Origin of the sequence: Psychrobacillus insolitus (assembly GCF_003254155.1) — a bacterium.
Classification (GTDB): domain Bacteria; phylum Bacillota; class Bacilli; order Bacillales_A; family Planococcaceae; genus Psychrobacillus; species Psychrobacillus insolitus.
In genome coordinates this window covers 1,362,280-1,376,040 of the sequence record NZ_QKZI01000001.1, presented here as the reverse complement: position 1 = coordinate 1,376,040, position 13,761 = coordinate 1,362,280, and the positions used below count along the sequence as shown (strand labels likewise).

The window sequence follows — 13,761 nt, the reverse complement described above, 5'->3', positions numbered from 1 at the left end:
GAGATATTTAAAGGTATTTCTTAATTTCAAAAGGTAGTGAGGTAAATATGAAAAAAATATTTGTTATAAGTAATATGTATCCATCCGCAAAACATCCATCATACGGTATTTTTGTTAAAAATCAAGTAGAGGCTTTGAAAAAATCTGGTGTTGAGGTTAACATTGGCGTAAATACAAATCCAGCTACGGGGATCAAAAATGCATTGAAAAAGTACGTAATTTGGGCAATTCGTGTGCTGAAAACAGCTTTGATACAAAAAGGGCGTATTTCCGTAACGCATGCTCATTATGTATTTCCATCGGGAATGTTTTCATTATTGTTAAAAAAAATGTTTGGCATACCGTATGTCGTGACGGCTCATGGTGGCGATATTGAAAAAATGGCAAAAAAAAATGAACGAATTCGTAAATGGACGGAAACTATTTTGAAGGAAAGTTCTCATGTTATTGCAGTTGGTCCAGTACTTGCAAAACAAATGGAAGAAGACTTCCATATATCTAAAAGTAAAATAACGATCATGAGTATGGGTGTAAACCGAGAAGTTTTTAAACGTGGAGATATTACGGAAGCTCGTACTATTCTAGGTTTACCTCAAGAAGAATTTATCTTTACGTTTGTTGGAAATGTAATTAAACAAAAAGGTATAGAAGAACTACTTTTAGCTTTTCGACAAGTCAAAGAGTTGACTAACAGACAAGTTAAGTTAGTTATCATTGGCTCAAGAAGAGATCTTTCATTTATAGATAAGATTACACCTCTATTAAACGAGGATGTTCTATTAATTGCTCCAGTTAAACAATCTGAACTTGTTACTTGGTTTCAAGCTAGTGACGTATTTGTCCTACCTTCGCATATAGAAGGATTTGGTTTAGTAGCTCTAGAAGCAATTGCTACTGGAACGTCAGTTATTGCATCTAATGTCGGAGGACTTGTTTCTTTATTGGAGAACGGAGCAGGGCATTTAGTTGAGTCTCAAAATGCTGAAGATTTAGCCAGGGAAATGTTGCTTGCTTTATCAACTTCTAACTTAAACTATTTTAATGAAGAAAGTGCTGAAGAAGTTTTACATATTCATGATGAAAAGAATATTACGCAAAAATTACTTTCTATATATGAAGATGCCATAAAACCGTGAGAATGAATGAAAAAAAGTTTTAAGGTTAATGGTTAACTTTCGTTTTGTGGATATTCCTTTTACTGGGAATGAAAGAAGTGAAATTAATCTTAATAAAACTAAAAAGTAGTATAAAACGTTTAATAAAGTAGAAAATAAAAATGAAAATTAATTTTATTCATGCTATAATAAACTTAATTTGATCCTAGAAATAATTTGATGAGGAGGAGAGACATGTTTGCCTTTACACTGGTTTTGGCATTTGTCGCATCCGTACTATTTACTCCACTTGTGAAACGATTAGCGTTTCGTGTAGGTGCAGTCGACAAACCGAATTACCGAAAAGTACATGCTAATGTCATGCCTAGATTGGGTGGACTAGCTATATTTTTTGCTTTTCTTGTAGCTTTTGCAGTTTATCGTCCTGATGGACAATACGATAAAGCGATGCTATTAGGTGCGTTGATCATCATTATTACAGGTGCTTTAGATGATATGTTTGAGATTACAGCGAAAGCAAAATTACTTGGTCAACTATTGGCGGCCGGAAGTATTGTTATATATGGTGGGTTACAAATTGAGTTTATCCATTTACCGTTTGGTGGAGATTTACAATTTGGTTACTTTGCAATTCCATTAACCATTCTTTGGATTGTTGGAATTACAAATGCAGTAAATTTGATCGATGGGCTTGATGGTTTAGCGGCTGGTGTTTCTTCGATTGCGTTAATAACGCTATCAGGAATGGCCTTTATAATGGGAAATCCATTCGTAGCAGCAATGGCAGCAATTTTAGCTGCTAGTACACTAGGATTCTTAGTATTTAACTTCTACCCAGCGAAGATATTCATGGGAGATACAGGAGCATTGTTCTTAGGCTTTATGATATCGGTTCTGGCGCTACTAGGATTTAAAGGTGTTACAGTTGTGGCGTTAATCGTTCCAGTTATTATGCTAGGTGTTCCGATTTCGGATACATTCTTTGCGATTGTCCGTAGATATAGAATGAAACAACCATTATCTGCTCCAGATAAATCACATTTACATCACTGTTTATTAAATGTAGGATTTACACATCGTCAATCTGTATTGATCATTTATGCAATTGCAGCAATGTTCGGTATCGCAGCTTTAATCTTCTCGCAAGCAACTGTATGGGGAGCAATTCTATTAATTAGTGTTATGTTAGTAGTTATAGAATTATTCGTGGAAGTTATTGGACTTGCTGGTAAAAACTATCGACCTCTTATTAACTTTGTAAAAACAATAGGTAGTAAGTAAATAGATAAAGAGATAGATAAATAAATAGAAGCCTTTGATTCTGTTCTTGGAATCGAAGGCTTTTCTTGTGGACGGAGAGAGGGGGCAGTTCCACTAAAGTCTTTTGCGTTCCACACAACCCCCTCTAAAATACAAAAAAAGCTGCGAAGAATTTTCTTCGCAGCTTTTAACTTTATATTAGGAAGATGAATCATCTGCAGCGAGATCTGTGGATGTATCAGATGTGCCATCGGATATATTGCTTGTATCTGGTTGTAGCCCAAGATGGCTTTTTAGAATATCTCTCGTTTCATCTAAGCTCTCTTGTTCCAACTGCCAGTAGTATATGCCAGTGGACATATCATCTTCACCTTCAAGTGAAAGTGTATCAACTTCAGGAGCTCCAGCTTTTAAATACGCGAAGAAGGATTTCATTTCATTGAACGTCATATCTGTTTTCATATTATCGCCCATTGCATCAATAACTTCACCGTATTTTGTAAAGGAACTTGCAGAACCAGCTTTTTCGATTATTGCAGAAAGAATCATTTGTTGACGTTTTCCACGTTCGATATCACTATCTAGCATTCGAGTTCTTGCTAATGCTAGTGCTTCACGTCCATCAAGTTCTTGAAGCCCTTTTTCTAATTGAACTGTTCTATTATTATTTTCATCTTTTTCTAAATAATCAAACGGAACTTTTGCTTCTATACCATCAAGTGCATCTACTACATCGATGAATGCATCGAAGTTCATCTTCACATAATAATCAACGGGAATTTCCATTAATTCTTCGACTGTTTCAATAGCTGCTTTCGTACCTCCATAGGCATGTGCGTGGTTAATCTTATTTTTATATCCAACTTCCGGTATATACACATACGAATCACGTGGGATACTTACAAGTTTTACGGTCTTGTCTTTATTGTTTAAAGTGGCTAGCATCAAAGCATCAGATCGACTATTTTCATCATCTTGTTTTCTAATTTCACTACCATCTATCCCGATAAATAAGACAGATACATTGTCAGTTAGTGGTTTCACTTTTTCATCGCGAAGAGCAGATTGATCTCGATTTCCGATCGCTTCATAAGAATTATTTGCTGCAACTTCCGCTTTTATTGTCAAATATACTGCATATGCGGATAAGGAGATTAATATAGAGGCTAATATTATTAAAGAACCGACTGCTATTTTTCGCTTCTTAGATTTCTTTCTCACTACTTTTTTATATGATTTTCTCTTCATTTTTTATAATCTCCTTAAATCTATGTAATATCTAGACGACGTTTGGACTAAATAAGTTTCAAAAGATTTGACATATCCTTTATTATACAACCAAATAGCTTTTCGGTAAATTAAATTCTATTCAAAGTCTAAAAACTCTTTTTCGACAATGTCGATTTTTGCTTGTCCATTCGTAATTTCTGTTATCCATTCTGCAAATTTTGTCTGATTTTCTACTTCGCTATAAACAAAAACTTCGACTAATTCTGCATAATTTATTTCTTTTAGCGGATATTCGGAGTTACGCACTTCATTTTCCACTTTTCCAAGCCATGTATAGTCAATTGAAATTTTTATCAAATTATGAAGTTTTCGTTCTACCACTTTGGCAGCGTCGATTCCTTCTGTTGTTGCTTTTCCATATGCTCGTATTAGTCCACCACCACCTAGTTTAATACCACCAAAGTACCTAGTGACTACAACTACTGTGTCTTTTAGCCCTTGTTTTTTTAATACTTCGAGCATTGGAAACCCTGCAGTTCCACTAGGTTCTCCGTCATCATTTGCTTTTTGGATTTGGTCATGTTCTCCTATTATATAAGCAGAGCAATTATGAGTAGCGTCTCGGTGGTTTTGTTTGATCGTTTGGATAAAATCCTGGGCTTCCTTTTCGGATTCCGCTCTATTCACATAGGTGATAAACTGAGATTTTTGAATGATAATTTCACTTTCCCCATAACTTTTGACTGTTCTATAATTATTTCGCATGTTATTATTGTCCTCCTGTATTGTTTGCAACATAGTTGTAAAGTAATTTTAATTTATTTTTGTTAATAAAATGATATAATAAGTATTGTCAGTACATTTATAACGCGGGTTCAGTTGAATTTAATTTAAGGAGAAAACAAACAGATGACGAATATCAAAATGGATAATCCTTCGTTAGATGTTATTTTCAATCGAATGGTTGAGGTGATAGACCATTCCAAAAAGGATATATTTATTATAAGCGAACAAAGTCGTCAAAGCTTCGAAGAAATGAAAGTAGAGTTAAAAATAATTCGCGGAAAAATAGAAACCGCTATTGTCGAAGGAGACGAGTTAGAGACAAAATCTAATCTTGCACGAAGAAGATTAGCATATGTATCTAAAAACTTTGACACATATGATGAGCCTGACATACGAAAAGCATATGAAACAGCAAACGAACTTCAAAGCAGTCTTCTCATGATACGACAAGATGAGCGACAACTAAGACAACGAAGAGATGAATTGGACCGTCAATTACAAGGTACATTAGAAATGATCGAACGGGCTGACCATCTTGTCAGTCAAGTAAATATTATTTTAAACTATTTAACAGCCGACCTAAAAGATGTAGGAACAGCTCTTGAAAACGCTAAACTCAAACAAAACTTTACGTTGAAAATTATTGAAGCTCAAGAGGAAGAACGTAAGAGACTTTCTCGTGAAATACATGATGGACCAGCACAAATGTTAGCAAATGTTCTGTTACGGACAGATATAATCGACCTTGCGTATCATCAAAAAGGTCATGAAGCGGCAAAGAAAGAGATTAATGAATTAAAAGTAATGGTTCGTAATGCACTTTCCGAAGTTCGCAGAATTATTTATGACCTCCGTCCCATGGCACTCGATGATTTAGGACTTATTCCAACGCTTAGGAAATATATATTAACGACTGAAGAATATAATCCAACTAGTAAAATAAATTTCCAAATATATGGAGAAGATCAGCGACTACAACCCAATTTTGAAGTAGCCATCTTCCGACTTGTGCAAGAATGTTTAACAAATGGAACGAAGCATGGGAAGTTTTCAGAAGCGTGGGTTAAAATTGAATGGCTGAAACAAAAGATTAATATAATCGTCAAAGATAATGGTGTAGGATTTGATCCTAACATCGTGAAAGAAAAATCATTTGGTTTAATTGGAATGCGGGAACGAGTTGAATTGCTCAATGGAACGATGAAAGTTATTTCATTTCCAGGAAATGGAACGACCATTTTGTTTAGCATTCCAACAAAAGAGGAATAGCATGGTATAGTGTTCTATGTTTATAGGAGGAAATAAATGATGACAACAATAATAATTATAGATGATCACCAACTTTTCAGAGAAGGCGTCAAACGAATTTTAGATTTTGAAGATAGCTTCGACGTTATCGCTGAAGGCGATGACGGAAATGACATACTAAGTTTATACGATCAATATCTTCCAGACGTAGTGTTAATGGATATTAATATGCCTACTAAAAACGGAATAGACGCAACTTCTGAATTGCTTGGCAAATATCCAGATGCAAAAGTAATCATGCTTTCGATTCATGATGACGAGTCTTATGTAACGCATGCATTAAAAACAGGTGCACTTGGCTATATGTTAAAAGAAATGGACGCAAATGCCATCGTCGCTGCTATTAAAGTAGTTGCAAAAGGTGGTTCATATCTACATCCAAAAGTAACAAAAAACTTAGTATCAGAGTTCCGTCGCTTAAGCGAACGCGAAAACAAAGGCAATTTCCATCAAACCGAAATTCGCCGTCCATTCCACTTATTAACGAAGCGTGAATGTGAAGTTCTACAATTACTAACAGACGGACAAAGTAACCGTACAATCGGAGAAACACTATTCATCTCCGAAAAAACAGTAAAAAATCACGTCTCAAGCATCCTTCAAAAAATGAGCGTAAACGACCGTACCCAAGCAGTAGTAACAGGCATCAAAAACGGCTGGGTAGAAGTACGCTAATACGAATATATAAAACCTCTTGCCCCTGGGCGAGAGGTTTTTTGTCCTAACAAATCGTGAATCTTGCGCGAACCGAGAGAGACCTTGCGAATAAAGCGACCGACCTTGCGCAAATGGCCCCCGATCTTGCGAAACCCAGCCTCGACTTTGCGAGTAACCCAAAAAGTATCCAATCAAGCTCTTGACCTTGCGCGAACCGAGAGGGACCTTGCGAATAAAGCGACCGACCTTGCGCAAATGGCCCCCGATCTTGCGAAACCCAGCCTCGACTTTGCGAGTAACCCAAAAAGTATCCAATCAAGCTCTTGACCTTGCGCGAACCGAGAGAGACCTTGCGAATAAAGCGACCGACCTTGCGCAAATGGCCCCCGATCTTGCGAAACCCAGCCTCGACCTTGCGAGTAACCCAAAAAGTATCCAATCAAGCCCTTGATCTTGCGCGAACCGAGAGAGACCTTGCGAATAAAGCGACCGACCTTGCGCGAATGGCCCCCAATCTTGCGAATAACCCATTCTCACTCAACCATCAATCTTACCTTCGTGTATAATATCTTCCTGATCCATTACCATGTGCCACCAAATCCATTTTACTCAACATTCGTGATGCGGAATACATTGACTCAAGTCCACAAAACTTACGGAATTCTCGATTTGTGATTTCCTTTTTAATCAACCATAAATATTCATTTGCTGTATTAATATGTGCATATCGATGATTTTGCTTACAGAATAAGCATGTCCATGTTGTCGCTACTCTTTTCATCCCCAACACCCCACATCCTGGACACGCCACGCCTGTCCTTAATTCTGTGGGAGAGATTTGATAACGTTCACAAAGGGGGGCATAAGTAAACGTCGATTGTTTCGACATAATCATTTGTTCGATTTCGACTAATTGGGATTCCGAAAGTTGTAAAGGTGGGAAGTTGTGATACATTTGCATTACTTTTTCGATGATGCTTTCCAGCTTAAATATGGGGTATTTAGCTGGTTTTTTTCGGATTCTGCAGGATTTGGCTGTCATGAAAACGGAGCCTGTTACTTTTATTTCTGGGTTTATCTGGTGTAGGAATTCTTTCATGAAGCGGATGTGTCGCAGGAGTTGGTAGTATGGATTCGGATAAGGTATTTCTTCTCCGTTTTGATCAACTTTGTAAAAATCTTCTGAATCAGACTCAAAATACAAATCGCCACTCATATTTTTAGATTCAATCACGATACAGCAACGATCTGTTAAAACTAAGCAGTCAATTTGTACTTTCCACTCTCCTAAATGCAATCTTATATCGGAATAAACTTTGTAAGGACCGGACATCCTTAATTCATGAAGCTTTAGCAAAATACGGTCTTCACCTCGAACTCCAGCTTCCATTTTCCGAATATCTTCTAAAATACTCTCTGACTTAACATGCACTTCCGGTAATCTCTTTAACAAAGCGCGGTGCTCTAAAAACAATGTTTCGATAACGATACCTCCTTATTTTCGTTTCATATCATACAAATTTAATCATACAATATAAAACGGAATATTCCATTAAAATTTGATTTTTCCTCCCCGGGAACCAATCAATTGAGTTTTCGTCTAAGTTATGACAAAATAACCTCTAGCAGGAGGAGAGACAGAAATGAAAATTATTCAAGCAATTATACTAGCTGCATTCGTCTTACTATTAGCTGCATGCGGCAATAATGAAGATACAAACGAGAATGCCAATTCAGTAAACGACGTAGCTCCAACAGATACAGAAACAACAACTGATCACGGTGCAACAGACAAATCAGATGTTGGCTTTGAAATGGCTGGTGGCAATATCGAAGAAGTACAAAATGTGCCTGAAGCAGAAAAAAAGGCACTAATGAATGCGTTCAATGAATACATGGGAGCGTTCAACGAAGAAGATATCGATCGCTACATGAAGACGATTTCGAAAAATCCAGAAGGCTTTAATTATGAAAATGAAAAAGTCGTTGTCGAAGATACATTTGCAGAATACGACACTGTACGCACTGCCGAAAACGTAACGATCATTGAATACGATGAAGCACAAGCACAAGTGTATGCGGACATTGAAGTCAAGCTTTCACATCCAACTAGTGGAGCAGAGCTTGATCGAAACGGTCGTCAAGTAACCGTATTTGTAAAAGAAGACGGAAATTGGCTCGTTACAAGTGTCTATTTCATAGGAGAAACAACTGAATAATAGACAACAACCCTCGCATATATGATAAATATCATGTCGGGGGTATTTTTGTGCTATCTTTTAGCCAGTTTTTTCAGTAAACTAGCGATAGGAGTGTGATTTTTTAATGAAAACAGCAGTAGTAACAGATAGCACGGCCTATATCCCTCAGGAAACGCGGGATCGCCTGAATATTCATATGGTGCCACTAAGTGTTGTCATTGGAAATGACACTTTTAGAGAAGAAATCGACATTGATGCAACTGAATTTTACGATAAAATACGAAATGATAAAGTACTTCCGAAAACGTCTCAGCCACCAATCGGAGTGTTTGTTGAAACATTTGAAAGACTAGCAAAAGAGTACGATGCAGTCATTTCCATCCATCTCTCAAGTGGAATCAGCGGAACTCTCGACGGAGCAGTCCAAGCAGGTGATATGGTGGACGGTATTGAAGTGAACACGTTTGACTCAGAAGTTTCTTCCATGGTGCAAGGATTTTACGCTATTCGCGCAGCTGAAATGGCAAATGCCGGAGCGGGGCCTACTGAAATCATGCAAGAACTGCACATGATGAAGAAAACAATGCGTGCTTATTTTATGGTGGACAACCTAGAGCATCTTCACCGCGGAGGCCGCTTGAACGGACTTGAACGTGTCATTGGCTCCGTCCTTCAAGTGAAACCTATCCTACACTTTGACAACAAAGTCATCGTTCCTTACGAAAAAATTCGTACACGTAAAAAAGCGATGAAACGTATGGTAGAGCTTCTTCAAGCAGATGCAAAACAGCATGAAAAATTGCAAGCAACCATCATTCATGCAAACAGAGAACAAGAAGCAATCGCATGGAAAACTGAGTTAGAAGCGCTTCTACCGAATGTTCAATTCACTATTAGCTACTTTGGACCAGTCATCGGTACACACCTAGGCGAAGGTTCCATGGGTCTTGGCTGGGGGAAATGAAGCAAATGTCATTCTAAGTATCAAATAACTTAAACAGTTAGGAAGATGCCCATGCCCGATCAACAAGTAACAGAATTTCTCACTGGCCGCATATGGCTTCGCGAACATGCACCATTCCCACGCGAAGTCATCGACGCCCACATCGAAAGTGGCCATATTCACCTCAAACCCGGCATCGACTCGAGCCAAAGCACTTTCTTGTTTTGGCAATTAAATAAGTACGTCTGTAACCGATGCCACAATTCTAACCAAACCTTATTCCACACATTTGACTGTGCACGATGTAACAAAAAATGCGTCTATTGTCGCCATTGTATTCGAATGAATCGAGTGAGTAGTTGTTCCGAGTTAATCCTTTGGAACAAAGAGCCTGCGCGCGGCGTGAAACTGCATGAATTTAACTGGAGCGGAACACTCACACCTCTTCAGCAAAAGGCAAGTGAAGAACTCCTAAAAAGCGTCGAACGAAACGAATCCCATTTATTGCATGCCGTGTGCGGAGCAGGAAAAACCGAGCTCTTATTTCCTGCTATATTTGCTAGTTTGCTAGAAGGAAAGCGAGTGTGTGTCGCAGCTCCTCGAACAGATGTAATCCTGGAACTTTTTCCGCGTTTTCAGAAAGTATTTCCGAAAACGGTTATTCATGCATTGTACGGAGGAGCTCCTGATCAAGAAGGATTTGCTCAGCTCATATTGTCCACGACACATCAACTGTACCGATTTGAAGAAGCATTCGATGTTGTATTTGTCGATGAAGCAGATGCATTTCCTTATTATGCCGATGAAACATTGCAAAGAGCCGTAGTGAAAGCAGCGAAACAGGGAGCAACCATTCACTACGTAACTGCGACACCAACAGATTCATTGAAAACCACGAACAAATCTTTCCTATCCAGAAGATATCATGGGCATGACCTGCCAGTTCCAATGTTCGAAAGTCTCTGGGGATATAATCGACGTTTGAATAAAGGAAAAGTCCCTCAGAAGTTACAAGAGTGGATCGAAGAAAAGCAGAAAAATAATATTCCATTCCTCGTATTTTTACCGACAATAGATATGCTTGAAAACTTTCCAGGCGACCTACCACGCGTACATGCAGAACATCCCGAACGAAAAGAAATCGTTATGCAGCTTCGGGAAAAGAAAATCCCAGGATTACTCACAACAACGATTTTAGAACGAGGAATTACGATTGAAAACGTACATGTTGCAGTAGTTGGAGCAGAACAGAAAATCTTCACAGCAAGCGCCCTTATTCAAATAAGTGGACGAGTGGGGCGTTCCTTTAACTATCCAAGCGGAGACATTGTCTTTTTCCACCACGGCATCACACATGAAATGGATGAAGCAAAATCCTCCATCGAAAGGTGGAATAAGCTATGAATTGTCTCATTTGTGGAAGTCCCTTTCAATCCGCACCCACCTGGAAAAGCTTAATTCTATACGAAATTCAACCCAACGCCTGTACCCGATGTCTAATAAAATTCCAAAAAACAGACCACGCAATCGATTTTTCCGATTTCCAAGGGACCGTGTATGAAGGAATGGTCGATGAAGTGACCGGTTTATATACGTATAATGCAGCGATGAAAAACTATCTCCATCAATATAAATTCATGCAAGACGTCGCGTTATCTCAAGTATTCGCAGAACAATTACGACATGTATTCAATCAAACAGAAGGAATAATCGTCCCAATCCCAATGCATCCAGAAAAGAAGCGTATTAGGACATTTGCGCAAGTAGATGAGTTACTAAAAAGTGCCGGTATTCCTTTCCAACACCTCCTAACCAAAATAGCAACAAGTGAACAAGGAAAAAAATCCAGAAAAGAAAGATTAGAAGCATCCACCTTATTTGAAGTAATCGGCAAAGTGGAAGCAAAAACATATATTTTATTCGATGATATTTATACAACCGGTGCAACCATCCATCAAGCTGGCAAAGCATTAAAAGATTTAGGAGCCACAAAAGTAGAAGCCATTACTTTAATAAAGGGATAAACAGCCGATATATACTCTATCTGGAAAAAGTATGGAGGGATCATCATGGGAGAACTTAAACATTGCCCATCATGCAACGATTTTTTTAATTACACAGGAATTAGAGAAGTATGCAATAAATGCGCATTGGACGAAGAAAAATTATACGAAGAAGTCTATCGATTCCTACGCAAACGTGAAAATCGAGCAGCAACAATCGAGCGAATTGTAGAGGTAATTGGCGTGAAAAAATCCCTTTTACACAAATGGGTACGCAAAGGCAGACTACAACCAGCAACGTTCCCAAACCTAGGCTATCCATGCGATAACTGCGGAAAACTAATAACACAAGGAAAACTATGCGAAAACTGTGTAGTAGATTTGAAATCCGGACTACGCCAATTCGATGCAGCAATAGAATTCCGCAACAAAGTAAACGAACATGAAGCAACCTATCGAAAAGACAGAAGATAACTTCCACTTAATGTGGGAGTTTTTTTATGTGATGGACAGTAAATCCACCCCAAAAACAACTCCCACCAAAAAATACTCACAAACTACAAAAACGCCCAAAATCCACATACGACATAATTAAAAATAAGTACAATAACAGGAGAAAAGTCTCTTTTTTGTACTTATTTACGGTTAAGTCGTATAGCCATTTTGCTATATTTTAAAAACCATGAAAAATAATTTAAACAGAAAAATTTAACGTGTAGTAATGGAGGGTCTATCTAGTCATAGTACTTGGGTTGGTTTCAAGGAGCGCACCCAGGAGAGTTAGCCACAAATTGAAGGAGCATTTGTGTCGAACTCCTGTGCGCTGAGTGCGTTTTCTAGCTTTAGTAACCTTTCCCTGTGTCAGCCACAAATTGAAAAAACATTTGAGTCTGACACAGGGAAAGGACGCAGTTTCGTTTGGGCTGCCACAACTCATGAAGTAATTCCATCTCCATCAAACAGTCACCCAAACAGAACCGCTGCCCCGCCCCTGTGTTAGACTCAAATGCACTCCAATTTGTGGCTAACACCGGGGCGGGTCACAAAACAAAATCGACCCAAACCAACCAAGCTTTCTTTTTTTAGACTCAAATGTACCTCAATTTGTGGCTAAAAAAAGAAAGTGCTCCCCCAAACCAACCCACTAAACTTCTGTTCCAGTAGCAGCGCGCCCAGGAGTTAGCCACAAATTGAAGGAGCATTTGTGTCGAACTCCTGTGGGCTGAGCATGTTTTTCTAGCGGGATTTAGTAACCTTTCCCTGTGTCAGCCACAAATTGAAAAAATATTTGAGTCTGACACAGGGAAAGGACGCAGTTTTGTTTTGGTTGCTAGCCACTCAAGTGACAATTCCAACTCATTCAAACAATCACCCAAAACCCCGCACTCTCAAATATTTCATATAATTCCCTCTAAACACTTCCCAATCGCAACCGAAATAACCAATAGACACTTCACACAAAAGAACGGAGGAAATCATCTTATGAAAATCACAAATATCGGACTAAACCAAGTGAATCCATATAAACGCAACCAACAACAAACCGAACAAGCACAAAAAGCATCAAAACCAACAGCCGATCAACTAGAAATTTCAGCCGCTGCAAAAAGCATGCAACAAAAATCACCCCTAGAAGTAGAACAAGCAGAACGAGTTGCTTCTATCAAATCAGAAATCGATGCCGGCACATATAAAGTAGATGCCAAAAAACTAGCATCAAACTTACTAAATTATTACCGAATTTAAAAGGAGTTTTCCAAAATGTCCATAGAAAAAATTCTGCAATCCCTAAACAAGCTCGACATGCTACACAAAAGCTTATTAGAGGTTGCCTATAAAAAAACAGAAGCCATCAAAACTTCCGACATGGACAATCTAAACCAACTGCTCAAGGACGAGCAAGCGCACATAGCAGGTATCTCACAACTTGAACGACAGCGTCAGCAAGAGGTAACGGATTACCTACGAGCAAAAGGAATTGCTCCTACTGACAACCAAACTGTTGCACTCGTCTTAGAAAATACCAACATACTAGAAGAAAAAGAGTTACTAACAGAAGCACGCAAAAAGCTTCTACGAACGATTAAAACACTCAAAAATCAAAATGATCTCAACCAAAAAATGACGTTTCAATCACTGCAATTCGTCAATATGACATTAGACATGCTACGACCAAAACCAGATCAAATCAACTACTCAAATAGCGAAGTAAAAGGTCCAACACAAAACAAAAATTACTTCGATACACAGGCATAAGG

Annotated in this window: 14 protein-coding genes; 11 read left to right on the top strand and 3 right to left on the bottom strand. The window is 38.4% G+C overall.

Features of this window, described 5'->3' with window-relative positions; translation table 11 throughout:
• The first annotated feature begins 47 nt into the window (after positions 1-47).
• Positions 48-1,136: a glycosyltransferase gene (locus C7437_RS06850; RefSeq protein ID WP_111438870.1), complete on the top strand. Its 1,089-nt coding sequence runs from the start codon at positions 48-50 to the stop codon at positions 1,134-1,136.
• A 213-nt stretch (positions 1,137-1,349) separates the two neighbouring features.
• Positions 1,350-2,396 (top strand): glycosyltransferase family 4 protein, encoded by a 1,047-nt coding sequence (locus C7437_RS06845; protein WP_111438869.1) that lies wholly within the window; start codon positions 1,350-1,352, stop codon positions 2,394-2,396.
• Between the two features lie 177 nt (positions 2,397-2,573).
• Here the strand turns inward: C7437_RS06845 and C7437_RS06840 are convergent, their stop codons facing one another.
• Both C7437_RS06840 and C7437_RS06835 read right to left on the bottom strand, forming a co-directional pair.
• Positions 2,574-3,623: an LCP family protein gene (locus tag C7437_RS06840; RefSeq protein WP_111438868.1), complete on the bottom strand. Its 1,050-nt coding sequence runs from the start codon at positions 3,621-3,623 to the stop codon at positions 2,574-2,576.
• A gap of 117 nt (positions 3,624-3,740) precedes the next feature.
• The gene (locus tag C7437_RS06835) at positions 3,741-4,370 is read right to left on the bottom strand and encodes a YigZ family protein (RefSeq protein ID WP_111438867.1); all 630 of its coding nucleotides are present in this window, start codon (positions 4,368-4,370) and stop codon (positions 3,741-3,743) included.
• A 144-nt stretch (positions 4,371-4,514) separates the two neighbouring features.
• Between C7437_RS06835 and C7437_RS06830 the strand changes: the two genes are divergently transcribed.
• Together C7437_RS06830 and C7437_RS06825 are read left to right on the top strand one after the other, a co-directional pair.
• Positions 4,515-5,660 carry a sensor histidine kinase gene (locus C7437_RS06830; protein WP_111438866.1) on the top strand — a complete coding sequence of 382 codons (1,146 nt, stop codon included), beginning with the start codon at positions 4,515-4,517 and terminating at the stop codon, positions 5,658-5,660.
• Between the two features lie 39 nt (positions 5,661-5,699).
• Complete coding sequence (locus C7437_RS06825; RefSeq protein ID WP_111439015.1) at positions 5,700-6,374, top strand: response regulator; 675 nt, start codon at positions 5,700-5,702, stop codon at positions 6,372-6,374.
• A 532-nt stretch (positions 6,375-6,906) separates the two neighbouring features.
• Here C7437_RS06825 and C7437_RS06820 read toward each other — a convergent pair.
• The gene (locus C7437_RS06820; RefSeq protein WP_146249615.1) at positions 6,907-7,788 is read right to left on the bottom strand and encodes a nuclease-related domain-containing protein; all 882 of its coding nucleotides are present in this window, start codon (positions 7,786-7,788) and stop codon (positions 6,907-6,909) included.
• A 211-nt stretch (positions 7,789-7,999) separates the two neighbouring features.
• Between C7437_RS06820 and C7437_RS06815 the strand changes: the two genes are divergently transcribed.
• The 7 genes from C7437_RS06815 to C7437_RS06785 all read left to right on the top strand — a co-directional run bounded on the left by C7437_RS06815 (position 8,000) and on the right by C7437_RS06785 (position 13,759).
• Positions 8,000-8,575: a DUF4440 domain-containing protein gene (locus C7437_RS06815; protein WP_111438864.1), complete on the top strand. Its 576-nt coding sequence runs from the start codon at positions 8,000-8,002 to the stop codon at positions 8,573-8,575.
• Between the two features lie 106 nt (positions 8,576-8,681).
• Positions 8,682-9,521: a DegV family protein gene (locus C7437_RS06810; protein WP_111438863.1), complete on the top strand. Its 840-nt coding sequence runs from the start codon at positions 8,682-8,684 to the stop codon at positions 9,519-9,521.
• Between the two features lie 51 nt (positions 9,522-9,572).
• Entirely contained in the window at positions 9,573-10,904 is a 1,332-nt protein-coding gene (locus tag C7437_RS06805; protein WP_111438862.1) for an ATP-dependent helicase ComFA, read from the top strand.
• 149 nt (positions 10,905-11,053) lie between these two features.
• The gene (locus tag C7437_RS06800; protein WP_170122330.1) at positions 11,054-11,524 is read left to right on the top strand and encodes a ComF family protein; all 471 of its coding nucleotides are present in this window, start codon (positions 11,054-11,056) and stop codon (positions 11,522-11,524) included.
• Positions 11,525-11,569: 45 nt separating this feature from the next.
• On the top strand, positions 11,570-11,977 hold the full coding sequence (locus C7437_RS06795) for a TIGR03826 family flagellar region protein (protein WP_111438860.1): 408 nt from the start codon (positions 11,570-11,572) through the stop codon (positions 11,975-11,977).
• A 1,008-nt stretch (positions 11,978-12,985) separates the two neighbouring features.
• Positions 12,986-13,249 (top strand): flagellar biosynthesis anti-sigma factor FlgM, encoded by a 264-nt coding sequence (gene flgM / locus C7437_RS06790; protein ID WP_111438859.1) that lies wholly within the window; start codon positions 12,986-12,988, stop codon positions 13,247-13,249.
• A 15-nt stretch (positions 13,250-13,264) separates the two neighbouring features.
• Positions 13,265-13,759: a flagellar protein FlgN gene (locus C7437_RS06785; protein ID WP_111438858.1), complete on the top strand. Its 495-nt coding sequence runs from the start codon at positions 13,265-13,267 to the stop codon at positions 13,757-13,759.
• Positions 13,760-13,761 lie beyond the last annotated feature (2 nt).

What these genes read in the sequence shown, in the direction of transcription:
- C7437_RS06805 (WP_111438862.1), top strand. Translation starts at nt 9,573, where the DNA reads ATGCCCGATCAACAAGTAACAGAATTTCTCACTGGCCGCATATGGCTT.
- C7437_RS06825 (WP_111439015.1), top strand. Translation starts at nt 5,700, where the DNA reads ATGACAACAATAATAATTATAGATGATCACCAACTTTTCAGAGAAGGC.
- C7437_RS06850 (WP_111438870.1), top strand. Translation starts at nt 48, where the DNA reads ATGAAAAAAATATTTGTTATAAGTAATATGTATCCATCCGCAAAACAT.
- C7437_RS06785 (WP_111438858.1), top strand. Translation starts at nt 13,265, where the DNA reads ATGTCCATAGAAAAAATTCTGCAATCCCTAAACAAGCTCGACATGCTA.
- C7437_RS06845 (WP_111438869.1), top strand. Translation starts at nt 1,350, where the DNA reads ATGTTTGCCTTTACACTGGTTTTGGCATTTGTCGCATCCGTACTATTT.
- flgM (WP_111438859.1), top strand. Translation starts at nt 12,986, where the DNA reads ATGAAAATCACAAATATCGGACTAAACCAAGTGAATCCATATAAACGC.
- C7437_RS06810 (WP_111438863.1), top strand. Translation starts at nt 8,682, where the DNA reads ATGAAAACAGCAGTAGTAACAGATAGCACGGCCTATATCCCTCAGGAA.
- C7437_RS06815 (WP_111438864.1), top strand. Translation starts at nt 8,000, where the DNA reads ATGAAAATTATTCAAGCAATTATACTAGCTGCATTCGTCTTACTATTA.
- C7437_RS06830 (WP_111438866.1), top strand. Translation starts at nt 4,515, where the DNA reads ATGACGAATATCAAAATGGATAATCCTTCGTTAGATGTTATTTTCAAT.
- C7437_RS06795 (WP_111438860.1), top strand. Translation starts at nt 11,570, where the DNA reads ATGGGAGAACTTAAACATTGCCCATCATGCAACGATTTTTTTAATTAC.
- C7437_RS06835 (WP_111438867.1), bottom strand. Translation starts at nt 4,370, where the DNA reads ATGCGAAATAATTATAGAACAGTCAAAAGTTATGGGGAAAGTGAAATT.
- C7437_RS06840 (WP_111438868.1), bottom strand. Translation starts at nt 3,623, where the DNA reads ATGAAGAGAAAATCATATAAAAAAGTAGTGAGAAAGAAATCTAAGAAG.